The 26,476-nt window shown below is 41.9% G+C and carries 22 protein-coding genes; 12 read left to right on the top strand and 10 right to left on the bottom strand.

Going from position 1 to position 26,476, the window contains the following annotated elements:
• Nucleotides 1-26: 26 nt before the first annotated feature.
• From H9X96_RS15450 to gltX, 4 genes are all read right to left on the bottom strand, one after another.
• Nucleotides 27-3,641, bottom strand: coding sequence for a response regulator (locus H9X96_RS15450; RefSeq protein WP_187667159.1), 3,615 nt, complete (start codon nt 3,639-3,641; stop codon nt 27-29).
• A gap of 14 nt (nt 3,642-3,655) precedes the next feature.
• Nucleotides 3,656-4,780, bottom strand: coding sequence for a hybrid sensor histidine kinase/response regulator (locus tag H9X96_RS15445; protein ID WP_187667158.1), 1,125 nt, complete (start codon nt 4,778-4,780; stop codon nt 3,656-3,658).
• Nucleotides 4,781-4,912: 132 nt separating this feature from the next.
• Nucleotides 4,913-5,749 (bottom strand): neutral zinc metallopeptidase, encoded by an 837-nt coding sequence (locus H9X96_RS15440; RefSeq protein WP_187667157.1) that lies wholly within the window; start codon nt 5,747-5,749, stop codon nt 4,913-4,915.
• Between the two features lie 72 nt (nt 5,750-5,821).
• On the bottom strand, nt 5,822-7,330 hold the full coding sequence (gene gltX, locus H9X96_RS15435) for a glutamate--tRNA ligase (protein ID WP_187667274.1): 1,509 nt from the start codon (nt 7,328-7,330) through the stop codon (nt 5,822-5,824).
• Nucleotides 7,331-7,419: 89 nt separating this feature from the next.
• On the opposite strand from gltX, the gene H9X96_RS15430 reads away from it, so the two are divergent.
• The 6 genes from H9X96_RS15430 (at nt 7,420) to H9X96_RS15405 (ending at nt 11,205) form a co-directional block, all read left to right on the top strand.
• A complete protein-coding gene (locus H9X96_RS15430) occupies nt 7,420-8,637 on the top strand; it encodes a HAMP domain-containing sensor histidine kinase (RefSeq protein WP_187667156.1) in 1,218 nt (405 codons plus the stop codon).
• On the top strand, nt 8,615-9,121 hold the full coding sequence (locus H9X96_RS15425) for a DinB family protein (RefSeq protein WP_187667155.1): 507 nt from the start codon (nt 8,615-8,617) through the stop codon (nt 9,119-9,121). The genes H9X96_RS15430 and H9X96_RS15425 overlap by 23 nt, the downstream gene beginning before the upstream one ends.
• Nucleotides 9,121-9,546 carry a hotdog fold thioesterase gene (locus H9X96_RS15420; RefSeq protein WP_187667154.1) on the top strand — a complete coding sequence of 142 codons (426 nt, stop codon included), beginning with the start codon at nt 9,121-9,123 and terminating at the stop codon, nt 9,544-9,546. The genes H9X96_RS15425 and H9X96_RS15420 overlap by 1 nt, the downstream gene beginning before the upstream one ends.
• A gap of 179 nt (nt 9,547-9,725) precedes the next feature.
• Complete coding sequence (locus tag H9X96_RS15415; RefSeq protein ID WP_255431136.1) at nt 9,726-10,085, top strand: DUF6249 domain-containing protein; 360 nt, start codon at nt 9,726-9,728, stop codon at nt 10,083-10,085.
• A gap of 32 nt (nt 10,086-10,117) precedes the next feature.
• Entirely contained in the window at nt 10,118-10,699 is a 582-nt protein-coding gene (locus tag H9X96_RS15410) for an RNA polymerase sigma factor (protein WP_187667153.1), read from the top strand.
• The gene (locus H9X96_RS15405) at nt 10,696-11,205 is read left to right on the top strand and encodes an anti-sigma factor (RefSeq protein ID WP_187667152.1); all 510 of its coding nucleotides are present in this window, start codon (nt 10,696-10,698) and stop codon (nt 11,203-11,205) included. The genes H9X96_RS15410 and H9X96_RS15405 overlap by 4 nt, the downstream gene beginning before the upstream one ends.
• A gap of 253 nt (nt 11,206-11,458) precedes the next feature.
• On the opposite strand, the gene H9X96_RS15400 is transcribed toward H9X96_RS15405, so the two are convergent.
• Nucleotides 11,459-11,641: a hypothetical protein gene (locus H9X96_RS15400; protein WP_187667151.1), complete on the bottom strand. Its 183-nt coding sequence runs from the start codon at nt 11,639-11,641 to the stop codon at nt 11,459-11,461.
• Nucleotides 11,642-11,822: 181 nt separating this feature from the next.
• Here H9X96_RS15400 and H9X96_RS15395 point away from each other — a divergent pair, with 181 nt between their 5' ends.
• From H9X96_RS15395 to H9X96_RS15375, 5 genes are all read left to right on the top strand, one after another.
• A complete protein-coding gene (locus H9X96_RS15395; RefSeq protein WP_187667150.1) occupies nt 11,823-12,449 on the top strand; it encodes a TetR/AcrR family transcriptional regulator in 627 nt (208 codons plus the stop codon).
• Nucleotides 12,439-13,752 (top strand): TolC family protein, encoded by a 1,314-nt coding sequence (locus H9X96_RS15390; RefSeq protein WP_187667149.1) that lies wholly within the window; start codon nt 12,439-12,441, stop codon nt 13,750-13,752. Before H9X96_RS15395 ends, H9X96_RS15390 begins: the two co-directional genes overlap by 11 nt.
• Before the next feature lie 21 nt (nt 13,753-13,773).
• A complete protein-coding gene (locus H9X96_RS15385) occupies nt 13,774-14,817 on the top strand; it encodes an HlyD family secretion protein (protein WP_187667148.1) in 1,044 nt (347 codons plus the stop codon).
• Between the two features lie 4 nt (nt 14,818-14,821).
• The gene (locus tag H9X96_RS15380) at nt 14,822-16,369 is read left to right on the top strand and encodes a DHA2 family efflux MFS transporter permease subunit (RefSeq protein ID WP_187667147.1); all 1,548 of its coding nucleotides are present in this window, start codon (nt 14,822-14,824) and stop codon (nt 16,367-16,369) included.
• A 239-nt stretch (nt 16,370-16,608) separates the two neighbouring features.
• Complete coding sequence (locus H9X96_RS15375) at nt 16,609-19,200, top strand: phosphoenolpyruvate carboxylase (RefSeq protein ID WP_187667146.1); 2,592 nt, start codon at nt 16,609-16,611, stop codon at nt 19,198-19,200.
• 364 nt (nt 19,201-19,564) lie between these two features.
• On the opposite strand, the gene H9X96_RS15370 is transcribed toward H9X96_RS15375, so the two are convergent.
• The 3 genes from H9X96_RS15370 to H9X96_RS15360 all read right to left on the bottom strand — a co-directional run bounded on the left by H9X96_RS15370 (nt 19,565) and on the right by H9X96_RS15360 (nt 23,283).
• Nucleotides 19,565-20,149 (bottom strand): carboxymuconolactone decarboxylase family protein, encoded by a 585-nt coding sequence (locus tag H9X96_RS15370; RefSeq protein ID WP_187667145.1) that lies wholly within the window; start codon nt 20,147-20,149, stop codon nt 19,565-19,567.
• 76 nt (nt 20,150-20,225) lie between these two features.
• Nucleotides 20,226-20,771: a peroxiredoxin gene (locus H9X96_RS15365; protein ID WP_062546387.1), complete on the bottom strand. Its 546-nt coding sequence runs from the start codon at nt 20,769-20,771 to the stop codon at nt 20,226-20,228.
• Between the two features lie 145 nt (nt 20,772-20,916).
• Entirely contained in the window at nt 20,917-23,283 is a 2,367-nt protein-coding gene (locus H9X96_RS15360; protein ID WP_187667144.1) for a prolyl oligopeptidase family serine peptidase, read from the bottom strand.
• A gap of 242 nt (nt 23,284-23,525) precedes the next feature.
• On the opposite strand from H9X96_RS15360, the gene H9X96_RS15355 reads away from it, so the two are divergent.
• Nucleotides 23,526-24,926, top strand: a complete 1,401-nt coding sequence (locus H9X96_RS15355) for an aldehyde dehydrogenase family protein (RefSeq protein WP_187667143.1) — start codon at nt 23,526-23,528, stop codon at nt 24,924-24,926.
• Between the two features lie 38 nt (nt 24,927-24,964).
• Here H9X96_RS15355 and ygiD read toward each other — a convergent pair whose 3' ends face one another.
• Nucleotides 24,965-25,792: a 4,5-DOPA dioxygenase extradiol gene (gene ygiD, locus H9X96_RS15350; RefSeq protein ID WP_187667142.1), complete on the bottom strand. Its 828-nt coding sequence runs from the start codon at nt 25,790-25,792 to the stop codon at nt 24,965-24,967.
• Nucleotides 25,793-25,844: 52 nt separating this feature from the next.
• On the bottom strand, nt 25,845-26,417 hold the full coding sequence (locus tag H9X96_RS15345) for a YceI family protein (RefSeq protein ID WP_187667141.1): 573 nt from the start codon (nt 26,415-26,417) through the stop codon (nt 25,845-25,847).
• Between the last annotated feature and the right edge of the window lie 59 nt (nt 26,418-26,476).

The raw sequence follows: 26,476 nt of genomic DNA, 5'->3' as shown, positions 1-26,476 counted from the left end.
AGCATTACATTTAAACCTTTTTCAATTTACGCTTTATCATAAAGCCATACCCTGAGCAAGGAGATGAGCTGATCGATGTCTACCGGTTTAGAAATATAGTCAGAAGCACCCGCTGCAATACACTTTTCCCGGTCGCCCATCATTGCTTTCGCAGTAACAGCCAGGACTGGCAATTGTTTGAAGGCAGGAATCTTTCTAATCTCCCTGGTACTTTCATATCCGTCCATCTCCGGCATCATCATGTCCATAAGTACAATGTCTACTGTTGGATTGTCCTTAAGCAGCTGCAGGGCTTCCTTTCCATCCGTAGCCGCCAAAACATTCATCTTATGCTGCTCTAATGCTTTGGTGAGTGAGAAAATATTCCTCACATCATCATCGGCAATTAAAACCGTTTTATTGTTGAGGACTTCATATAGACCGCCAAGTTGCTCAGTAGCCTGTTTTTTATGATTATGCTTACCTTCTGTTTCTTTTTCTTCCACCAGGTGAAGGAACAAACCGGCTTCATCTAGGATTCTCTGATAAGAATGTGCGGTTTTTACAACGATAGAATCGGCGTATTGCTTGATCCTTATTTCCTCTCCTTTCGACAGGTTTTTACCTGTAAAAATGATGATCGGCAAATTCTCCAATCCTTCGCTCTTTTTTATAGTTTCCAAGGTCTCATAGGCATTCTTATCCGGGATCCCCATGTCCAGAATCACACAATCGACCTCATTTTTATGTAATGCGCCAATACTTTCACCTACGTTATTGACTACTTCTGTTTGGATGTTATAATTGCTGAGGAAGAAGCTCAATGCTTCGGCATGCTGTTTATTTTCCTCGACAATCAGTACTTTTTTCGGAGAGCGGCTAAAAGCATCTTCGAGTTTCTGGAAAATATTCTTGATCTGTTCCAGTGCTACCGGTTTATTGATAAAGTCAACAGCCCCTTTCAGCAGACTTTCCTTTTTCACTTCCAGAGAAGACATGATATGTACAGGAATCGGTCTGGTTTCGGGGTTAGATTTTAGCTCTTCCATTACCTGCCAGCCATCTTTTACCGGAAGTTGAATATCCAGTAAAATCGCCAGTGGTTTATATAGATTGGCCAGTTCGATACCTACATCGCCTCTTACTGCTACAATTCCTTTATAACCACGCTTTCTGGTAAACTGCAGCAGTGTTTTTGCAAAATTAGTATCATCCTCAACGATCAGGATCACCTTATCACCAGGCTGGATATCATCCCTGTCGTCGGCAATCTCCTGAGGAATGTTTTGCACTGTAAAACGTGCTATAGGTGCTTCTACGAATGATTCAGAGAATATTGGCTTTACAATCGCTACCGCATCCGTCTCACCGAAACCAGAAACTAAGGCATCCGCTTGTTTAATTGGTAACTTCAGGGTAAACTCACTGCCCACTTGCTCCTGACTGCTCAACTGTATTTCGCCACCCAGCAATTTCGCCAACTCTCGACTAATTGAAAGTCCAAGCCCTGTACCTCCAAAATTGCGTCGCGTAGAGCCATCGGCCTGTTGGAAAGCTTCAAAGATCATGGCCTGTTTATTGGCAGGAATTCCGATTCCAGTATCCTTTACCCTAAATAGCAGGAACTTACCATTTGCCTCTTTTTTGATGTTCATGCTGACTTTTCCTTTGCTGGTAAACTTAATCGCATTGGAAAGCAGGTTTTTCAGCACTTGTTCCAGTCGCATTTTGTCTGTTTCTACCAATGGTAAATCTGGTTCCAGCTCCAATTCCAGCTCCAATTTTTTATCGGAAGCCAAAGGCGAGAATAAAGCGCGCATATCAGCCGCGACTTCAGTCATTGGCACCTCAGCAAATTCCAGTTTCATCTTTCCAGCCTCAATTTTAGAGAGGTCGAGGATTTCATCAATCAATGCTAATAGCCCTTGTCCGGAGCTTTGGATCACCTCCGCATACTCAATATACTCTTCGTCCAGGTCCTTATTATCAGACATCAGCTTAGAAAGCAGCAGGATAGAATTCAATGGTGTCCTCAATTCATGAGACATATTGGCCAGGAATTCCGATTTATATTTTGTGCTTTGCTCCAGCTGTTCTGCTTTTTGCTGGATGTCCAGATTCCGTTCCTGAATCAGTTGATTTTTTTCTTCCAGTAAACTGGTACGTTCTTCTAATTCCTGATTGCTTTGTAAAAGCTCTTCCTGCTGCACCCGCAGCTCCTCCTCTGAGGTTTGTATTTTCTGAGTCTGTGCTTCCAATTCAGCATTTAAGCCCTCCAGTTCGCTATGCTGTGCTTGGAGTTCTTCTGCCTGTGCCTGCGTTTCTTCCAAAAATTCCTGAAGTTTTTTGCGGTTTTGAGACACATGAATGGCGATGCCTATATTGGTAGAAATCGCTTTGATGAACTCCAATTGTAATGGGCTATACGTATTTAAAGAACCCAATTCCAATACGCCCACCAATTCGTCATGACGGAAAACAGGAACCGCAACTACATTACGCGGCTTAGTATTGCCGGCAGCATAGCTGATGGTTAATTCTTCATCAGGAATGTCATTGATTAAAATCTGTTTAGCAGATTTCCAGGCTTGCCCGGCAAGACCTTCACCCAATCTTAAAGATTGCTGTCGCTCTCTTTCCAGCAGCGCATAGCCTGCAATCAACTCCAGGTGACTATCCTCTTCCAATAAATAGAAAGCAGCCACGTGGCTATTGGTGTGGGCAACTGTACATTCCAGGACATCATTTGCAAGTTCAGGAACACTTTTTTCGCCCACCATCTGATCGTTCAGACTGGCAATCCCAGATTGCAGCCATTCCTTATCTGCCAGGAGGGAGAAAGAATATTTTAGAGATTCGGCCATGGCATTGAGCGATAGCGCTACCCCTCCCAGTCCGTCTTTACCTTCTTCATCTGCTCTAACGTCATAATCACCATTGGAAATTTGTCCAGCAACATGACGAACCTCTTCTATCCTACGGTCAATATCCTCATTTTTCTTCTTTAACTCTTCTTCCAGCTTCAATCGCTCATTAAAGTCAAAGATCACTTTACGGTAAAAGAAGATGGTGATTATAATGGCTAACAAGGCAGCCAATACGATGAGCATTGGTGTATATTTAGACAGGTTATTCATGCTCGCCGTACGATCTTCCAGCAATCGCTTTTCTTCCTTTTCCATACTGGAAATCACCGCACGGGCGCTATCCATATATTTCTTCCCATTAAGGAGTTCAGAAACACTCACACTCCCTCCTCTTTCCTTGATAGAAATGGTTTTTTCAAGTATACCCAGCCTTCCAGTAATGATCTCCTCTAGTTTAGCCACTTGTTTTTGCTGCAAGGAATTATCTCTGGTTAAGTATTTTATACTTTCAAGTAAGGCCGTAGCGCGTTGTTTCGCTCCATTATAGGGATCTAAAAATACCGTTTCACCCGTCAATAAGTATCCCCGTTGTCCGGTCTCCGCATCTTTGAGGGTAGAAATAATCTCTTCCAGTCCGGTAATCACTTCATTACTATGGTGCACCATATCCGCACTACGAATCAGACTGGTAATACTTTGATAAGAGGCCATAGAACTGATAAACAGTATCAATAATGATAGCCCTAATCCAACACGGAGTTTTCCTCTTAAAGATCGTTGCTTATTTTTCAGCATAATTAATTTTCTTTTTAATCCTTTTCGGATATAGCATTAAATGGAATATTAAAATAAAATTCTGACCCTTCACCAGGGATACTTTTCACGCCTACCTCACCACCATGTCTTGTGATAATTTCGGCAGAAATGTAAAGGCCAATACCTAGTCCCTGGAAATGAATGGCGGTTTCTTCTACCCGATAAAACTTTTCAAATACGTTCTTCTGCAGTTCCTCATCAATGCCAATTCCAAAATCTCTGACCCCTACATATACACTTTCTCCACGATCTTCGACATTGATGTGTACTTCTGAGGTTCCCGGCGAATATTTTATAGCATTGGTTAAAAAGTTAATGATCACCTGTTCAATACGCATTTCATCTCCACAGATTTCCCTGCTTACCGTACCTGTTTTTAGCAGTTTAAATTCCGGATTAGATTGGTGAATAATCTCGATCACACTGTCGAGCAAATCATCTAAAACAAACGGCTGTTTGTTGAACTTTAGTTTACCACTTTCGATTTTAGAAATATCAAGCAGATCCGTAATGAGTTCATTTAACTTTTCCAATTGCACCTGAGCTTTCGCCAAATGCTTTTTTAAAGTAGGAACATCCCCTTTATCAATACTCCTTTCGAGCAATTGAACATATCCTTTAACACTGGTAAGCGGGGTTTTTAACTCATGACTCGCAATACTAATGAATTCATCTTTTTTACGCTCGGCTTGTTTTCTGAACTCAATCTCGTCCAGTAAAGCTTTTTGAATTTCGATCAGCTTTCTGCTTTGCTCATAAATGCGGTAAAAGGTTTTCACTTTTAACAGCAGAATGTCCATATCTACGGGTTTAGTGATATAGTCCAATCCACCGGAAGAATATCCTTTGGTAATAAACTTTGTTTCCGTATTTGCTGCAGAAAGGAAAATAATCGCAGTCTCTTTTGCCTTACTATAACCAGAAATGGCCTCAGCAACCTCGAAACCATCCATTCCAGGCATTTGTACATCAAGGATAATCAGGACGTATTCGTTTTTAAGAACTTTTTTTAAGGCCTCTTCTCCTGATGATGCGGTATCTACTTCAAAATTATGTTTCTCCAGAACCTTTTTTAATGAGATCAGGTTCTCGGGGGTATCATCTACAATTAGTATCATTCTTAAATAAATAGGGCGACTGAATCATCAGCTGCCAATGCATAATTGTGCAAATAGTCTTTTGCTAATTTATGTAAGTTTGAAGAATAAAACATGTTTAGACATGTTTTATTCTTCAAACTTACAAGATTCTTAGAGTGGAGTGGAATTAAAAGTATCACCTTGACGGAAATCGCCGGTATCAAAACCCTTTTTAAACCAATACATTCTTTGGGCTGAAGTACCATGGGTAAAGGCATCGGGTACGACCTCTCCTTGAGCCTGTTTCTGCAATTTATCGTCTCCTATTGCATTTGCAGCCGTAATGGCTTCTTCAAGATCGCCCTCCTCTAATTTAAAATCTTTTAAATTTTGAGCATGATTGGCCCATAAACCGGCGAAGAAATCTGCCTGTAACTCCAATTTTACGGAAAGTCTGTTGTATTCTTTTTCGCTGAGCGTTGCTCTTGCGCGCTGTACTCTTTCTGAAATACCCAATAGGTTCTGAACATGGTGCCCTACTTCATGGGCAATCACGTAGGCCTGGGCAAAATCGCCTCCGGCACCGAAACGGTTTTGTAATTCCTGATAGAAACTCAGATCGATGTATACTTTATGATCGCCGGGGCAGTAAAACGGCCCTACTGCGGCACTGGCACTTCCGCAAGCAGACTGTACATTATTTGTAAATAAGACTAATTTCGGTTGCTCATAGACTTTTCCCATTTCCTGGAATTGCTGTTCCCATACCTGATTTGTGGAGGCGAGCACTCCATCTACAAATTTTCCTTCTCGATCTGTTGGATCCCCTGTTTTGGGTGTTCCCTGAGTCGTTTCTCCGATTGGCAACTGACTCACTAGGCCTGTTAGATCTTGTCCGAAGAACAATCCGAGGATCACGACTATGATTCCTATACCACCTCCTATGGCGCCACCGCTCATTCCTCGCCTGTCTTCAATATTCCCACTTCCTTTACCGAACCATTGCATATAAATTCCGTTTAAATTGGTTTACAAGAACCTGCGACAATTGTTATACCAATTTAAACGAAAAGTTTATTTTTATGCAAATGCAGTTAAAGCAAGTTGTATTCTTTGGATAGTTTCTGTCGCGCCTAGAGCTATAGCGATGTCAAATACACCCGGACCGAATTTTCCGCCTACCAACATAATGCGGAAAGGTAGCATCAATTCACCAGGTTTAAAACTATGCACTGCAGCCAGTTCTTTGAACTTTTCTTCTAATTCTGAGGCTGTTAGTCCATCAGTGATGACTGCTGCATAAGCATTAAAAAACGCCGCTTTCTCTGCAGACCATTTTGGCTGTACTGCTGGAAGATCAAATTCTACTGGGGCCACAAAAAAGTAAGCACTTTGAGGAACAAAATCTGTTAACAGGTGACAGCGATCTTTAATCAGGTCAATTACTGTTGCTAAATAGGTCTCATCATTGATTTCGATTCCCTCCGCAGCAAATGCCTGTTTAACCGTTGGCAAGATTACCGCAGCAGCACTATTTTTGATCCACTCGTGATTATACCACTTCGCTTTTTCATAGTCGAATTTTGCCCCTGCTTTACTGATGCGTTCAATAGAGAACTTTTCAATCAGCTCCGCCATAGAAAAAATTTCGTTTTCCGTACCATCATTCCAGCCTAACATGGCCAAAAGATTCACAAAAGCTTCTGGCATAAAGCCCAGTTCTTTGAATCCCTTAGTTAGGTCGCCGGTTTTAGGATCTGTCCAGTTTTGTGCGTAAACAGGGAAGCCTAAGCGATCTCCATCACGTTTACTCAACTTTCCATTGCCATCAGGTTTAAGAATTAATGGTAAATGTACCCATTGCGGCATTTCATCGTCCCAACCCAGGTATCTCCAAAGGAGCACATGAATTGGTGCAGATGGCAACCATTCTTCACCTCTAAAAATATGACTGATTTCCATCGCTTTATCGTCTGCAACTACTGCCAAATGATAGGTTGGCATGCCGTCAGCCTTCAATAATACCTTATCATCTACCAGATTCGTATCAAAACTCACATGACCTCTGATTAAATCAGTAAAAGAAACGGTTTCATCAGCAGGGATTTTTATGCGGACCACATGTGGTGTATTTGCAGCTAAAAGGGCTTCAACTTCAGCATCCGCTAAAGTTAAAGAGTTCCTCATGTCGCCACGAGTAGATAGACCATACGTAAAATTAGGTATTTCCTTACGTTTAGCATCCAGTTCTTCCGGGGTATCGAAAGCGTAGTAAGCAAAACCATCGGCAATCAGCTGATCTGCATATTGTTTGTAAGTAGATTTACGCTCGCTTTGGCGATATGGGGCAAATGGCCCCCCCAATTCTGGACTTTCATCCGGTTTCATGCCGCACCATTCCAGGCAGGAAGCGATATAAGCTTCTGCACCTTCCACAAAACGGGTCTGATCGGTATCTTCTACCCTAAGGATAAAGGTTCCGTTATGTTGCTTAGCGAACAAATAATTAAACAAAGCGGTGCGTACACCACCCAAATGCAACCCGCCTGTTGGGCTAGGGGCAAATCTTACTCTTACTTTCTTTTCCATCATACGAATTACAAAGATATATTTTTTACTGCGTTACCTTTGTATTCCGCTATTTTTGAATGGTATTTTGTAATTTGCCCGGATAACCTATGAATCCATACGAAAAAAAGCGCCGCTGGAAATTCTTCTTACTATTTTTTGCCATCGTGATTGGTACTGCCTCTGTATTGTACAGCGATTTCTTCGTAAAAAAGATGGAACGTGAGGAAAGAATGCAATTTCAACTCTTCGTCAAAGTGACCGAAAAATCACTGGCCATGTATGACGATGAAAACACCACAGATCTGGTTGACGTCATCAGAACGAATACTAAATTGCCCATCATGATCATCAATAACGAAGGGACAATTCTTTCTTATCAGGGACTGGATTCTACGAAAACCAATTATGATTTACAAAAGAAAGACGGGCTGACTTATGATCCCGCCTATTTCCTCCGGGAGCTGAATGTGATGAAAAAGCAGCACCCCCCAACCCCTATTATAGGGCTTGACGACACACGCTGGTACGTTTATTACAAAGATTCCGCCACTTTAACGCAGCTGCGTTATTTCCCATATATCCAGCTCGCCGTGATCGGATTGTTCCTACTCACTGCCTATGTGGCCTTCAGTTCGGCGAGAAAAGCAGAACAGGATCAGGTTTGGGTGGGTATGGCGAAGGAAACAGCACACCAGCTCGGCACACCGATTTCTTCACTGATGGCCTGGGTAGAGTTGATGAAATCCCGGTTCAATGCGGAAGACGACCCATTGATTGCCGAGATGGAAAATGACATCAAAAGACTGGAGGTCATCACCGATCGATTCTCTAAGATCGGCTCTAAACCGATCGTGGAAGACCATGTTGTGTATACTGTCATCCATAACTTTGTAGAATACTTTAAACTCCGGACTTCAGATAAGATCATTTTTAAGATTACCGGTGATGAACAGGTTCGTGCCTTGCTGAACGTACCTCTATTTGATTGGGTGACCGAAAACTTATTGAAAAACGCAGCAAATGCTATCGAGAATGAAGGTACGATCACGATCGACATCATTGAGAACTTAACCAAAGAAGAGGTATTTATCGATGTCACGGATACCGGAAGAGGGATCGCAAGATCCAAATTCGACGCCGTTTTCCAACCTGGTTACACCACTCGTAAACGTGGATGGGGACTCGGCTTGTCACTGACCAAAAGGATTATCGAGAATTACCATAACGGGCAGATTTTTGTAAAAGAGTCTGAACTGGAAAAAGGAACCACTTTCCGCATCATTTTAAAAAGCAGCATAACTTATGAACCGACCTCAAACACATGAGTATCCCGCCTGGGCGGAGACCTACATCAGCAAAATTTCGGGGGATGATATCCTGGCTCTCTTAGAAAAACAAGGGACTGATTTTCCTGAGTTCTTAAATACCCTGACAGAAAAAGCAGACTATGCTTATGCGCCAGGAAAATGGACTATTAAGGAGATGGCAGGGCATATTGTGGATACAGAACGAATTCTGGTATACCGCTTAACGTGTTTTGCCCGTGCAGAACAGCATGCCTTACCTGGCTTTGATGAAGATGATTATGTGACGAATGCTCATTTCGCTGACCGCAGTCTGCAGAGTTTTTCAGAAGAATTTGCCTTGCTGAGAAAAGCTAATTTATATTTGTTCAAGTCTTTAAATGAACACGAACTTAACCTCAGCGGCACCGCTTCTGAGCGTCAGATCAGCGTTAGGGCCTTGTTATTTGTTATTGCAGGTCACGTAATTCATCATACTGGTATCATCGAAGAAAGGTATTTATAATGTGGTTCTCCCAATTTACACCGGAAGGGTTAAATAATCGCCCGAAAAATCATTTAGGAGGTTTACTCGACATCCGGTTTATAGAAATTGGTGCCGACTTTTTAACCGCCACCATGCCTGTAGATGAAAGAACGCATCAGCCTGCAGGGATTCTGCATGGCGGAGCATCTGTAGTGCTTGCAGAGACCTTGGGCAGCATTGCCTCTTATATGTGCATTGACCCGGAAAAATACATGGCTGTAGGCCTTGAAATCAATGCCAACCACCTCAGACCGGTAAAAAGCGGACTGGTTACCGGGATCTGTAAGCCCTTGCATATAGGCGCAAAAACCCATGTTTGGGAAATAAAAATATACACCGATAAAGGTAAAATGAACTGTGTAAGCCGTTTAACAGTAGCCGTTATTGCTAAACCTCAGGTATAAGCGGGATTCATTTCCCCGCTTTGAAGAGCTCGGAAACCCCGGGCTTTTCGCATTTAATCCTTTTTACCCGACTTTATTTTTTTTATATTTTCCTGTAACCTGTTTCATTTTCATGTGGTCATAGCTTACAGAACATGAGTTCAATAAAACAGATCTTTAACACCTAAAATTTAAATAAAATGGGAAATGAAATATTAGTACCGATCACACTCTTCCTTTGTACCACCGCCCTTGTATTTGGTTTAAGGTACATGTCTAACAAAGAGAAAATGGCCATGATTGAACGTGGCATGGATCCAGGACTGGCCAAATCAAGACCTAGTGCACCAATGCCTTTTGTGAGTTTAAAATTCGGCTTATTATTAGTTGGACTAGGATTGGGATTGATTGTTGCCTTATTCACCGTAAGAAACACCGGATTAGATGACGAAGAAGGAGTTGCCGTTTATTTTGGATGCCTGAGCATTTTTGGCGGATTTGGCCTGATCGTTTCTTATGCGATGGAAAAAAACTGGCTAGATAAACAGAAAGATATATAAACCTCTCAAAAAAAGACGCGCGTCTACAATATATGCAGCATAAGCAATCGGATATCGATTTAATTACAGAAGTCCTGTCGGGCAATACCGCGGTTTTTTCCGAACTGGTAAAACGTCATCAGCGCTTTGTATTTACATTGGCCATGCGTTTCTCCAAACGTCGGGAAGACGCGGAGGAGATCGCACAGGATTGTTTCATTAAAGCATATAAAGCCCTGGGAACCTATAAACAGACAGCAAAATTTTCGACCTGGCTGTATACCATTACCTATACGACTGCTATGAGCTTTTTACGTAAAAAGCGACTGGATGTACAATCGATCGATGATGAAGGGAGCATCCTCCAATTGGAAAACCATACCTCGGACTTCAATTCAGACCTGGTAGAAAAAAAATCAGGTTATGTATACCTAAACCAGGCCATTGCCTTGCTATCTGCCGATGATGCCAGTATCATCACCCTATTTTATCAAGGCGAACAAAGTCTGGAGGAGATCGGAAAGACCCTCAATATGGAAAGCAATACGGTAAAAGTAAAATTGCACCGCGCCAGAATCCGACTGAAAGAAAAATTACAATATTTGTTAAAAGACGAAGTAAAGGAGTTATTATGATCACTATAGAAGAAGAAATCTGGGATTATATTGATGGCAGTGGCAGCCCGGAACAGCAATTGGCTGTGGAAGCTAAGATTGCCTCAGATCCAGTTTACAGTTCCTTATATCAGGAGCTCCTGGAAATCAATAAAGAGATGAGTGGAATGGGCCTGGAAGAACCTTCTATGTCATTTACCAGGAATGTGATGGAGCAGGTAAAGCTCGAAATCGCACCGGTATCGATGAAAACAAAGGTAGATAAACGCATTATTTACAGTATTTCTGCATTTTTCATCTGTTCCATACTCGCAATAGTGGCCTACATCATCGCCAATAGCGATTTTACTTTTCAGGATGCAAAATTTGGCAGCTTATTCAGCTCCGGACAACTGGACTTTAGTAAATACATCACGCCCACCTTCATTAAAATATTTCTATTTGTAGATCTCCTATTGGCTTTCGCTTATCTGGACAGTTTTCTGCGAAGGAAGCGCATTGGTCCTCATGAGAATGGTATTTCTTAAGACACTAAATACAATAAATGAAAAATGCCTGATCAGTTGATGATCCGGCATTTTCTATATCGCTTATATTTTATTTTAATGAATTGTGGAATTCGCTTTTAGCATTTATTATACTAAAAATAGCATAAAACATGAGCAACCAGCATTCAAGTCACCAAAAATATCGTGTCCTTTTTTGCCTTTACCTAATAGATTCGTTTATAGGTAAACGATCAGCTTAGGCTGGCATTTTATATTAAAATATGGGAAAAGACTAGTATTCGCGTCCTTTAACCAATCCGTTCAGGAACATTGCGGAAAGAATAAATCCGATAATTCCACCTAATACAGACCATAAAAATGTGCCTGAGATTATTGCTGCTGTTAAAGTTCCGAAAAACAGGCCTAGAACATAATATACCCAATCAAAACTGTTGTTATTTTCTTCGTTAGTCATTTTTAATATACTTAGGCCCCAAAGATATTGATTTATTTCAAAATAGAAAGCAGTAAGCACTGAACTATCCATCTAATATTCTCGTATATAATGTCAACGCTTTGTCAATTAAGAGTTGAGTTCCAATCTTGCGCCACAACTATTCAATCGATTGATTAATTTTGCTTCGTCAAATTTAGAAATGGAAAAAGCAGATAAAAAGGCGAGTATTCTGGACGCCGCGGAGCGATTGTTCACAGAACTGGGCTATGAAGGTACTTCTACCCGTCAAATCGCGAAAGATTCAGGAGCCAATATGTCCATGATCAACTATTACTTTGGATCTAAAGAAGGCGTTTTCATGGAAATCATGTCCAAAAGAATTTTCGGTTTCAATGAACAGCTCCTCAGCATCAGCCAGGATAAACTCTCACACATGGAAAAATTACTGAAAGTAATTGAAAACTATGCGAACCGTATTTTATGCAACCCAGGTTTGCATAAAATGATGCATAGAGAACTCACCCTTTCCCAGCGCCCGGAAATGTTTTTAAAAGTAAAAAACTCCATGGCCAACAACCTCGTTGTGATTGAACAAATCATTGATGATGGGATCACAGAAGGTAGTTTCCGATCGGTAGATGTGAGGATGCTCATCGCAACAGTGATGGGTACCATCAGTAATGTGGCCATTTCCCCTGCAAAAATCACTTACGGTACGACGCTCGATATCAACAACGAGGACGACAAAGCCGTGATTACCGACCGTCTGATTGCGCATCTAAAAGACCTGCTCACCGTGTATTTAACTCCCAATAATGATAAATAGAATCAAGTTCAGCGTCATCGCATTGCTCCTGCCGGGAATGCTTTACGCGCAAAACACCAAAAACCTGAGCTTATCGGAGGCCATACAGCTCGGCATTGAAAACAGCAAAAACCTGAAACGTTCTCAGAACAAGGTGGATGCAGCAATCAATCAGCTGAGCATTGCCAAAGATATGGCCTTGCCAACGGCAGAGGCTTCTTTTCTGTACAATCATGCTGAAATCCCAACCAATCAACTCATCATCGGCGGTGCTAACCCAATTAATTTGCCAAAACGTGCAGATGCATTTGTGGGTACAGCAAGCGTAAAAGAGCTGATTTATGGCGGTGGTAAGCTGAGATATGCAGAAGAATCCACTCGTCTGTTGACAGAGGTCGCCAGATTAGATGCAGATAAAGATAAGGAGGAGATCAGCTATGCAGTGATCAACACCTATTTTTCACTTTACAAAATCATCCAAAGTAAAAAGGTGGTGGCGCAAAATCTGGAATCCATCGCTGGTCAGCTAAAACAGGCAGAAAGGTTTTTTAGCCAGGGTATCGTCACCAAAAATGATGTGCTCAGGTTCCAGTTGCAACAAGCAAACGTCTCTTTAACAGAGATGGAGATTGAAAACAACCGAAAGATTATCAACTACAACCTGGACGTATTACTGGGCATCTCTGAGGATACCGAGCTGCTGCCAACAGATCCTAACGAGAACCTGAAAGCACTACCTGCTTTAAACAGCTACCTGGATCAGGCTTTCGCAAATCGCCAGGAATTGAAGCAGTTTGACATCAGGAACAAAGTGGCCGAAGTAAATATTAAATCTGTAAAAGCCAATACCCTGCCCACTGTAGGTATTGGGGCAGATTTGTATTATATCAATCCAAGCGGTTCTTTCATTCCGCCAACCCACCAGTTTTTAGTTCCTATGACTTTAGGCGCTAATGTTTCCTGGAATATCGGCACACTTTGGACCAATAAACACAAAGTTACCGATGCCAGAATTCAGCAGAAAGAGGTAGAACTTCAAAAAGATGTGTTCTCGGATCAGGTGAAAACTGAAGTGAACAGAAATTATCAGAATTACCAGCTGTCGGTCAACAAGATTAAAGTTTTAGAGACTTCTATCGCACAGGCAACAGAAAACGACAAGTTACTGGCTTCAAAATATAAAAACAATGTGGCCTCTGCCATCGATAGAATTGATGCGGAAACCCTTTTATACCAGGCAAAAATCAACCTGGAATTGGCAAGAGCCGATGCCGGACTTGCCTATTATACCTTATTAAAATCAACGGGAAAAATCTCCCAATAAAAACCTTTTATATAAATTCCAATGGAAACTGAAAAGAAAAAAAAGAATATCATAATCCCGATCATATTAGCAGTATTGATCATTCTAGGCGGGATTTTCGGGGTAAAAGAATTCATCTATTACAGCAAACACGTAGACACGGATGATGCACAGATTGATGGCGATATCAGTCCGGTTGTTGCACGTGTTGGCGGTTATGTAAAAGACATCAATTTTGAAGAAAATACGCGCGTAAAAGAAGGCGATGTTTTAGTAAAACTTGACGACAGCGACTATAAAGTGAAACTAGAGCAAGCACAGGCAGGCCAAATGGGTGCAAGCGCAGGTGTAGGTGTTTCTGAGTCTCAGATTGCCGCTACCGCAGCAAATACCAGTACTGCCAGAGCAAATATTGAAGCAGCAAGGGTAAAACTATCCCTGGCACAGAAAGATTATGACCGTTATGCAAACCTGGTAAAAGATGGTTCAATTACCCAACAACAATTTGACCAGGCTAAAGCACAGAAAGAATCAGCGCAAGCCGCTTTTACAGCAGCAAACGATCAATATACTGCAGCAGTAAAACAAGTAGGTACTACGCAATCTCAATTGGCAGTAAGCCATAATGGAGTTACACAACGCCAGTCAGATGTAGATTTTGCGAAATTACAGCTGTCGTATACCGACATTAAAGCCCCTGCAACAGGGATCGTTTCTAAAAAGAATGTTCAAAAAGGCCAATTGGTTCAAGCTGGACAATCTTTGTTTTCTATCGTGAATGACAACAGCATTTATGTGACCGCAAACTTCAAAGAAACGCAGTTGGAAGACATTAAACCAGGCTTAAAAGTAAAAGTGGAAGTAGATGCTTATCCAAATGCAGAAGTTGAAGGTGAAGTTTACAATTTCGCGCCGATTACAGGTGCAAAAGGCTCACTTCTTCCTCCAGATAATGCCACAGGAAACTTCGTAAAAGTAGTACAACGTATTCCGGTAAAGATTAAGATTACCAACGCTCCAAAAGAAATCCTGGAAAAACTTCGTCCCGGAATGAGTGTAAAAGTTTCCGTTTCTATAAAAGACTAACAAGATGGCCGAGAAAGGTTTAAAAAAGTGGGTGATCACGTTCACAGTAATCACAGCCTCCTTACTGGAGCTGATTGATACGACCATTGTGAACGTTGCCATCCCTCAGATACAGGGTAACCTGGGCGCAACCCTAGAAGATGTGGCCTGGTTATCTACCGGTTACGCGGTCGCGAATGTGATCGTTTTACCCATGTCCGGCTGGCTGGGGAGTCGTTTCGGACGTAAAAATTATTTCCTTTTTTCCATTGTTCTCTTTACCATCGCCTCTTTCCTCTGCGGAAATGCGACCAATCTGGAAGAACTCATCGCCTTTCGTATCCTTCAGGGACTTGCAGGAGGAGGATTAATTTCTACCGCACAAGCCATCTTAATTGAAACCTGGCCCCGAGAAGATATCGGTATTGCCACCGCGCTATTTGGACTGGGGGCCGTAGTAGGCCCCACTGTAGGTCCAACCATTGGTGGTTATTTACTGGAAGTGAGCTCTTGGCCCTTAATATTTTATGTGAACATTCCCGTCGGAATTCTCGCCGCGTATTGTACCTACACTTTTGTAAGGGAAACGCCAAAAGAAGGAAAAGGAATGCCGGTAGATTGGTGGGGAATCGCGTTACTTGCGATTGCTATAGGTAGTTTACAAACAGTACTGGAAAAAGGAGAAAGTGAAGATTGGTTCGCTACACCATATATTACTGCATTAGCAGTGGCTTCCGTATTGGGCTTATTGCTCTTCATCTGGAGAGAACTCAGCACGGATCACCCGATCGTAAATTTTAAAATTATGAGGCACCGCAGTTTCTCTGTAGGGATGTTTACCTCCTTTATCTTAGGGTTCGGATTATACGGTTCCGTGTTTGTGTTTCCGGTATTTTGTCAGAACTTATTGGGCTTCTCGGCACTTCAAACCGGGGAATTGCTGTTCCCAGGAGGACTTTGCACGATTGTCATGATGCCTTTTATTGGGATCATGCTGAAGAAAAATATCCCAGCACAGTTTATGGCGACCATCGGAATGTTCCTTTTCTTCGTTTTCTGTTCAATGCTGAGCAACTCAACCTTACAATCAGGAACGGGAGATTTCTTCCTGCCACTGATGATCAGAGGTGTGGGTATGGCCTTACTATTTGTGCCGCTGACCACATTGGCGATTCAGGACTTGAAAGGTGCTGAAATCGGACAGGGATCAGGATTGAATAACATGATGAGACAATTGGGAGGCTCTTTTGGTATTGCAGCCCTAACCACCTTAATTCACGTACGTCAGGGTTTTCACCGCAGCAATCTGCTGGTGAATGTCAACGAAAATAATCCGGCCTTTACAGAGCGTTTCAATGGCTATATTCAGGGTTTTATCGCAAAAGGGTACAATTATCTGGATGCAAAATCACTGGCTTTGAAAGCCATTGAAGGTGCAGTAACCAAACAAAGTTTACTGCTAACTTACAGCGACGCCTATTGGGTGGCTGGATTGGTGCTATTGTGCTCAATTCCATTGCTGTACTTACAAAAATTCAAGAAAAACGTAGCCATTCCGGCAGACGTACATTAACAAAAAACAGCCGTTAAGAACATTCTTAACGGCTGTTTAACCCCAAAAAATTAACAATTAATTCTGCCTCATCCAGGCGCATACGCCAAACTTAGCAATTCTTTAAAAGGAATTGGTATAACCTCTATACCTCTAAGTTAATAAATTTAGTCCGCAACCGCAATTAAATTAATTAACCGCATTATTCCCTTTTCCAAATCATTTTTGGTAGCTTAAGCGCGAAAAAATGAACCATAAAGATGATGCAGAAACAACGCGCTAAAGGCCAGAGAGAGTCCGTATTCAACAATGAGGTTGTCTCCAGATTTGAACTATACAACAGCCTTTTCCTTACCCTTCCCTTCTACAGAGTAAAAGATACCGGAACTTTGCTTCCGCTCTTCATTAAGTATTGCGAAGATGGTGTCAAGAACCACGAAACGCCAGCAGGAATCATTAATGCATTTTTTGAAAAGTATACCCAAAATAATTCTAAGAAAGACATTATCGACCTGCTTTTCCGCTTCATTCAATACATCGAACGTCAGGTGGTATTGTTTGATGCTGTTGAAGATGCCTCCTTCAATAAACTAAATGCAGAAGAAGAACACAGTGCTTTACTTGTTTATCTGAAGAAGGCGGTTGACAACCCAGCCTTAACCGAAAAAATTGAGAAACTGATTGAAGAGTTTTCCCTGAGATTGGTACTGACCGCCCACCCTACCCAGTTCTATCCTGGAAGTGTCCTGTCGATCATTACCGACTTAACCACCGCCATTAAGACGAATGACATTTCTACCATCAATCAACTGCTGCAGCAATTGGGTAAAACGCCATTCTTCAATAAGAAATCACCTACCCCGGTAGATGAAGCCTTAAGCCTGGCCTGGTACCTGGAAAATGTATTCTATTTTGCAGCAGCCAATATCCAATCGGAGATTGATCAAAGCTTAAATGACTATAACCTGGAATCTAAAAAGATCATCGAACTAGGCTTCTGGCCAGGAGGTGACCGTGACGGGAATCCAAATGTACATGCCGATTCGACCATTCAGGTCTCTAAAATGCTGCGTCAGATCCTTTTCAGATGTTATTACAGGGACTTTAGAAACCTGAAACGACGCATTACCTTTAGAGGAGTAGAAGAAAATATTGCCTTGGTACAGGAAACACTATACGCCCAGGCCTTTAATCCAAATATTGCCACAGAAGACATTTCTGCCAGCTTAATTGAGATCCTGAATAAGATTAAAACCACGCTTTTAGAAGACCATGACGGCCTGTTTGCTGACCTTGTTTCGGATCTGATCCGCAAGATGGAGCTGTATGGCAGTCACTTTGCCTCTTTAGACATCCGACAAGACAGCAGGGTACTGAGAGATGTGCATACTTATTGTCGCCAGAGCAAGCCTTTAACGACCTTATACCCTGAAAACTATGAAAGCTTAAATGAGCAGGAGAAGATCAATGCTATGATCTTTAAAAGCGCCAAGGTGAATTACACGGAACCTGCAAACTCATTAACGGAAGACACCCTGCAAACCATCGCAGAGATCAAGCAGATTCAGCAGATCAATGGGGAAATGGCCTGTCACAGGTTCATCATCAGTAATTGCCAGCAGGCGAGTGATATCTTACAGCTGATTGAGTTATTCCTTTATAACGGCTGGACAGAAGACAAACTGACGATCGATTTCGTTCCGCTTTTTGAAACCGTGCATGACCTTGCAGATGCTTCCGAAATCATGGAAACACTGTATAGTCACCCATTCTATAAAAAACATTTACAAAACAGAGGCGGCAAGCAGCACATCATGCTCGGCTTCTCTGACAGTACCAAAGACGGTGGTTATTTAATGGCCAACTGGTCTATTTTTAATGCGAAAGTGGCCCTTACTGAAACCGCCGACAAGCACAATATCCAACTGGCCTTCTTTGATGGCAGAGGTGGTCCTCCTTCCAGAGGGGGTGGTAAAACACACCGTTTCTATGCTTCTATGGGTAAGGAAATTGCCAATAAAAATATCCAGCTGACCGTTCAGGGCCAAAGTATCAGCTCGCAGTATGGCTCCATTGACAGTGCCGAATTTAATATGGAGCAACTGATCAATGCAGGAATCTCTGCTGGTATGAAGGAAAAACACAACATCCTCTTGGATCCTTTACATAAAAACCTATTGGATGAGATGGCTACAGAAAGCTTTGAGGCTTTCGTTTCCTTACGTAAACATCCTTTATTCCTGAGTTACCTGGAGAAATTCTCTCCGCTTACCTTATTGTCTAAGATTACGATCAGCAGCAGACCGGTAAAGAGAAATTCTGGAGAAGCATTGAAACTCGAAGATTTAAGAGCCATCAGTTTCGTCACCGCATGGAGCCAGCTGAAGCAGAATATACCAGGTTTTTACGGGATCGGAACAGCACTAAAAAGTCAGTTAGACCTTGGAAACTGGGATAAAGTGGTCAAAACTTATCAGGAATCCGGCTATTTTAAAACCATCATCGACAATTGTATGATGTCTATGAGCAAAGCCGATTTCGCCATTACTGCCCATTTCGCCAATGATAAAGAATATGGTGCATTTTGGACCACGCTATACAATGAATTTGAGCTATCTAAGACGCTTTTATTGAAGCTGTCCGGACATGAGAGCCTGATGGAGAATTACCCTGTCGAGAAGCGTTCTATTTCCGTTAGGGAGAAGATTGTACTGCCATTGGTATTGATCCAGCATTACGCATTAGAACAGCTTCAAAATGACAATATTTCTGAGGAAGAACAGCAATCATTAGAAAAGCTGTCCATCAGAACCGTTTATGGTATCGTGAACGCGGGAAGAAACCTCGCTTAACTGCTGCTAAAAAGGAGAACTATACTTTTCATCCCCGAAGCTTTGCTGAAACACAAAGATTCGAATGTCTTCAAAGCATAGTTCTCCTTTTATAAATTCTGCAATACACTCCTACCTGCTTACTTATTTTACTCCTAAACCGACTAATGCCTTACACCGACTTAATCCCATGGATCAGTCGAAGAAGGGATTTCACCTTACAGGAAGGACTTCTAACCTTAATTTCAAAAAAAAGAAGCTTTGCTAGGAAAGGGCCTAGAAAGTTTTGCGCTGTTTAGCGCAAAAGGTTTCAGCCGATGAATAGTCAAGCTTCTTTTTTTAAATCGGACCTGATCAACCCTTCAGTCGCTCAGGAACAAACAAATTAGTAAATTACTTTTCCTGCAGAAGTAACAATTGAAGCGATACGAACCGCATCAAATACTCTTTCTTCTGTAGCGCCTAGAGCAAGAATCGAGTGCTCATGTGCATTTACACACATTTCACAGCCATTCACGGCAGAAACGGCGATGCTCATCAACTCAAAAAACTCTTTCCCAGTAACCGGGCTGCTCATGATCTGCATGCGCACACGTGCAGGGATTTGAGTATATTTCTCTTTTCCTGTAAAGTGACGGAAACGGTAAAACACGTTATTTAAGGCCAATAAAGACGCACAACCTACTGCTTCAGCGATTTCTTCTACTGTGGCTTCTTTTGCGATTGCCAATTTCTCAAAGAAATCAGTCAACACCTTATTGTTGTTATTTACAGCAATGCTCAATGCGATCAATGCACATTCCTTATCGCTCAAATGGCTTGAGGTAAAAGTGCTGCTTAAGTTTAATTTTAAATCACGTACGTATCTTGAATTGCCTTTTTCTAAAAGCGTCAGACTTTCATTTCTATAATCTGGTTCAAGACCTACTACGGCTAATAATTCTTGAATAGTTTCTGTTGCTGCTGTCATGATAAATAAATTTTTGGGTAAAAGAAATCCCTGCAAAAATGCATTTTACAGGGATTCTTAGGATTAAACAGTAAAATTATACAGTTAAAGTCTCTTGACCTTTTTCCCAGTTGCATGGGCAAAGTTCGTCAGTTTGCAAAGCATCTAGTACTCTGATTACTTCTTTAACGTTACGACCAACGCTTAAATCATTTACACTAGCCCAACGTACGATACCTTGAGGATCGATGATGAAAGTAGCACGGTAAGCGATTTTTTCGTTTGGCTCTAAAATATCTAAAGCTTCAGCTAAAGATTTAGACGTATCTGCTAACATTGGGAATTTCAAATCACGTAAATCATCGTGGTGAGTTCTCCATGCCGCGTGAACGAATTCAGAATCCGTAGATGCACCGATTAAGGTAGTATCACGGTCACGGAATTCATTGAAGTTATTGTTAAATTCAGCAATTTCTGTTGGGCAAACAAAAGTAAAATCTTTTGGCCACCAGAACATACAAGTCCACTGGTTGTTTTCGTTGATTAAAGAATCTGAAGTAATTGTTTCGAATTCTTTACCTTTTTCGATACTAACTACAGCAGTTTTTGAGAATGATGGGAATTGTTGACCTATATTAATCATAATTTTTTGTTTTTTAATTTCGTGACACAAAGGTAAGGCTATATCCCCTCAAATGCAACCGAATTCAAGAGATAACAGATACTTAATACTAATATAGATATAGACAAAAACTATACAGTAGCATTAAGAATTAGTTTTCCTCTATTTACTTTTTCAAAGTATTCTCAAACAATCTATAAATCCTTTTATACTCATCAGTCCAGCTGGAAGGCTCCACAAAGCCATGATCTTCAACGGGATAAACAGCCAGCTCCCAGTTGTCTTTACCTAGCTCAATGAAGCGCTGAGAAAGCCTCACGATGTCCTGAAACTGCACATTCACGTCTACCATGCCATGGCACATCAGCAAATTGCCCTTTAAACCATTGGCAAAATAGATCGGTGAACTGCGTTTATAGGCCAGTTCGTCATTATAAGGCTCATTTAAAATATTGGAAGTATAGCCATGGTTGTAATGTGCCCAGTCGGTTACCGACCTTAGCGCCGCTCCACTGGCAAAAACATCCGGTTCGTTAAATAAGGCCATCAGCGTGATAAAACCACCGTAAGAGCCCCCATATAGGCCAACATGCTTCGGATTGACGTTATATTTTTCTACCAGCATTTTCAGGCCATCCACCTGATCAGTGAGGTCTTTTCCACCCATGTGTCTGTAGATCCCGGTACGGTGATTTCTGCCATAACCAGAACTTGCCGTATAATCGATGTCAATTACAGTATAACCATTGTCGGCCAGCATATTATTGAACATGTACTCTCTTTGATATTGGCTCCACCAGTAGTGCACATTCTGTAAATAACCTGCACCATGTACAAAAACTACAGCAGGGCGGTTTGGATGTGGGTGCTTTGCTGGATAAACCCTCGCATACACATCTGATCCGTAACGATTTTTAAAAGCAACCAGATCTGGTTCCCTCCATGGGTAAGCTTTGAACTCCTCAGAAGTCGAATTGGTGACCTGAACGGCCTTTGCACCCGGTTGATTAGGTTGAATGTACAGTTCCCATGGCTTATTCATATAAGAATAATTGATGGCCAGCCATTTTTCATCCGGCGAAAGCGTCACTTCATTTCCACCTTTCATACTGGTTAATTGCACCAATGGACCACCATTTACATCCAGTTTGTAGAATTGAGTGATCCCAGGATGGTCTTTATTTGCGGTGATATAGAAGGTTTTCTTGTCTTTTGAAAGTGCTAGCTTCTGCACTTCCCAATTGCCGGAAGTCAATTGTTTTTTCTCTCCGGTGGCAACATTTGCCAGGTACAAATGACTGTATCCTGAGACTTCACTTTGGAAATAAAAGCGGTTTTGATCTACCCAGCCTACATTTCCCCAGCCAATGCCAGGGCCACCGATCCAGGCTTCATCCCTTTGTCTGTCTACGATGCTTAAATTTCCTGTGGCAGCATCCAGTTTCAAAATCCAAAGGTCTTTATTGTCCTGTGCATCGGCGAGCATGATGGCAGTTGTTCCTGCTTCATTCCAATACGGTCCGCTAAGGTTCACCTGGCGATCTTCGTTTTTCTTCTGACGTTCAGCCAATTGCTTAGGATAGTCCTTTACATAGTCTGGAAGGTCTTTAATTCCTGGAATCTGCTCCGTATGCACCCCATACACGGTGTCGCGCTGCTGGTCGTAAATATAGCTCTGATAGGTGGGCAATGGCTCGCCTACTTTGGTTCTGCCAGCAATATCTTCTACATATCCAGATGTGGTAATGAAATTGGGAACGATCGTATTTATAGTTCCCGCAGCAGGGGTCATCAGTTTATAACTCACATATCTGCCATCTGGACTTACGATTAATCCATTCAGGAATTTCTCCTCCAGATAGATGGGCTTTATCGATTTCTCCGGCTTTTCTGGTGTCAGGTTCGCAAAACGTCCCCTTACCGGATTTCCTTCTTTATTTCTTTTCTTAATGATGTCAAAAAGCTCCGTCTGTTCGTCTTTTAACCAGGTACTTTGAATGGTCGGCTTGCCTTTATCCGCAGCACTTCCTGCTTTTCCCTTGATAAAATTCGTCAGCTGAGTAATTTCATTGTTCTTCAGATTGAGCGTAAAAAGATTATCTCCACGCTGAAAAACTACTGCTCCATTTTTTAAAAATCGAGGGTTGCTTTCTCTTTCTATAGTACGGGTTAATCGTTGTTCCTGCCGGGTTTTCGGGTAGTATAAGTACAGATCTCCCGATTTTTCAACGATCCCTAGCGAGCGGTCATTTGAATAAATATAGTCGGCACCAATAGCTGCGGTTTTCAGCTTTTCATCAGACTTCTCTCTTTTTAGGGAAGCGGCCTGCACTTGAAAACCTTCTGATTTGTCTTTATTCTCAGGATTCCAGTCAAAAAACAGGACTTTACTATCCGCAGCCCAGCGGAAATTCGTGGGTGCTACGCCAATCCATTTCTGATCGCGCATGATCTTCTCAACACTGAGTGCTGAATTTTGCTGGGCCTGAGCGCTGGCACCCGCAAGCAGTAAGAGGGTAAATAATCTTTTCATTTTATCTATTTTGATGGTTCTGGACCAGGGCTAACTAATTACCCGGCCGGTTGGTTTATTTTTTGCATTAAAGGGGTTGAAATACTTTTAATCATCACAGCAGGCCTCTTCTTAACTTCAGCGTTATAGCGGTAGATAATTTTAGATACCCGCGCTTCAAGATGAGCAGAAGAGCGTTTCATTTTGTATATTTAATCACCTCAACAGAGGTCCTTTTCATTAGCATCACCTAGCCGGCATTTATGATACAAACTATTAACTCCGTTTTTAAAGCACAGCAAGCGTATAAATATACACTTAGAAACAGCAATGCGACGCAACGAATTAATAAATTGAGTGCTTTAAAGAGCAGCATACAGCTGTATGAAAAAGAGATTTATGCGGCCTTGCAGAGCGACTTGAGAAAGAGCGAATTTGAATCCGCACTTACTGAAGTGGTTTTTATTTACAGCGAGATAGACTACGCCATTAAAAATCTGAGCAGCTGGATGCGTCCGGTAAAAGTAGGCAAAACAATTACTGCACTGATGGCAAAAAACAGGATCTATTACGAACCAAAGGGTGTTTGCCTAATCATTTCGCCTTGGAATTATCCTTTTCAGCTGATGATGGCCCCATTAATTTCGGCCATTGCTGCAGGAAATTGTGCGATATTAAAGCCCTCAGAACTAAGTTCTGAAACCAGTTCTATCCTCTGTCGGGTGATTGAAGAATGCTTTGAAGAATCGGAAATTTGCTGTTTTGAGGGGGACGCCGCACTCTCTACGCATCTGCTGAGTTTACCCTTTGATCACATCTTTTTTACAGGAAGTACTGCTGTAGGAAAGATAGTGATGGAAGCTGCGGCGAAAAATCTGACCTCTTTAACGCTGGAACTCGGCGGAAAATCACCAACGCTGATTGATGAAACGGCCAACCTCGACATCGCTGCCTCCAAAATTGCCTGGGGAAAGCTCACCAATGCAGGACAGACTTGTATTGCACCAGATTATATACTCATTCAGGAATCATTACAAACCGCATTCCTGGAAAAATACAAGGCGGCAGTTCAGCAGATGTTCTTTACTGAGACCGGGGAACTCAACCTCTCCAGTTATGCTAAAATCATCAATGAAAAGCATTTTAACCGCATTCAAGGACTTGTGGATGATGCCCTGTCAAAAGGAGCCAAACTTCCTTATGGAGGCCCAGCAAACAAATCTACACAAACCATTCTACCCTCAGTACTGACTGACCTTCCAGAAAATGCAAACATCATGAAGGAAGAGATTTTTGGCCCTGTCTTACCTATTATCCCATATAAAACCATTGAGGAGGCCATTACATTCGTCAATAAAATGGACAAACCTTTGGCCCTTTACATCTTTAGTCAGGATAAAAAGCAGATTCAGCAGGTAATCAAAAGCACCAGCGCTGGGGGAACCTGCGTAAATGACGTACTGATCCACATCAGCAACCCTAAATTACCTTTCGGCGGGGTTAATGGCAGCGGATTGGGCAGTTGTCATGGTCAATTTGGATTTAAAACCTTTTCTCATGAAAGAGCTGTTGTTTTCCAATCCACACTGGACATGAGCAAGCTGATTTATCCACCTTATGAGAAGAAAGGATGGGTCTTGAAATGGCTGAGGAAGTTGATGTAAAATACGCAATGATACTGGAGACAATACCCGAATGAGCGCTAACCAATTCTAACAGAAGTCATCGTTAACGAGCCAGCAACGGCCTTATCATTAAAAAGTGTAACCGGTTCCTGGTCATTTTTCAAGCCTAAGGTATACATCAGCGGCAGGTAATGCTCTGGTGTTGGAATGGCCAGCATTGCTGCTTTTCCTAAAGTCTGATAAGCTTGTAGAGGCTGATGTTCATTATTCAGAATCAACTGTTTAAACTGGTCATTGATCTCTAAAGCCCAGTCGTAACCCCCTCCATTGATCATTTCCCAGCTCATCATCCTCAGGTTATGCACCATATTACCGCTGCCCATAATGAGCACCCCCTTCTTACGGAGTTCATACAGCTCTTTTGCCAGTTCATAATGAAATTTGGCATCTTTCGTATAATCGATGCTCAATTGTACCACAGGGACATTCGCCTGAGGATACATGTGCCTTAAAACCGTCCATGCACCATGATCTAAGCCCCAATCGTGGTCTAACCCGACTTCCACACTTTGGATCAGCTTTTTCGCGGCGATCGCCAGATCCGGACTCCCCGGAGCAGGATAATTGACGTCAAATAAAGCTTGGGGGAAACCTCCAAAATCATGGATCGTACTTGGAAAATCCATAGCGGTTAAATGGGTTCCCTTCGTAAACCAGTGCGCGGAAACGACGATTACAGCGGTTGGAACGGGAATATTCTGAGCCATTGCGGCCCATTTTGCACTAAACTCATTGTCTTCAATGCCATTCATAGGAGAGCCATGCCCCATAAATAAAACGGGCATTAAGTAATCCTGAAGCGGTAAATGCTGACTAAAAGTTCGGAATTGAGATAAATTGGTCATGATGATGAAATCAAAAATAAGGGGGGATCCCCCCCCCCTAAATGTCCTTTTCTTATTTTGCCTGAACGAATTCCAGGTTCAATGAGATTTTAACGTCTTTAGCTACACCCATGCCTGTTGGATCAAATTTGATATTATAGTCCAGGCGGTTAATGGTGGTATTTGCTGCAAAACCAGCTTTTGTTGTTCCTTTATCATCCGTATGTGTTCCACCGAAAACCACATTAAACTTTACATCTTTCGTCACATCACGAATGGTCAGTTTTCCTGCCAGTTCATAGTTATTTCCACTCAATTTTTTGAAAGACGTACTCACAAAAGTCATGTTTGGATATTTTTCTGCATTAAAGAAATCATCTGATTTCAAATGTTTATTGCGTGGTTCTACACGGGTGTCTACGCTATTTACATCTACTGTAAAGTTAATTTTAGCATCTGTAAAATCTGTTTTAGCATCTTCTATCGTGCCATCAAACTTATTGAATGCCCCATCTACAAATGAAATTCCCATATGACCTACGGAGAAGTTCACGAAAGAGTGCATCGGGTCAAGCTTCCATTTAGTTTGTGCGAAAGACGCCAGGCTGATGGAAAGCGCAACCAGCATTAAAAATACCTTTTTCATAATTTTATATTTTAGTGATTTACAAATGTATAACGAATTAAAAGGCAGATTGTTGATGT

The sequence above is a fragment of the Pedobacter sp. N36a genome, from assembly GCF_014472395.1.
In the GTDB taxonomy this organism is placed as follows: Bacteria; Bacteroidota; Bacteroidia; order Sphingobacteriales; family Sphingobacteriaceae; genus Pedobacter.
This window is presented reverse-complemented; position numbering and strand designations above follow the sequence as displayed.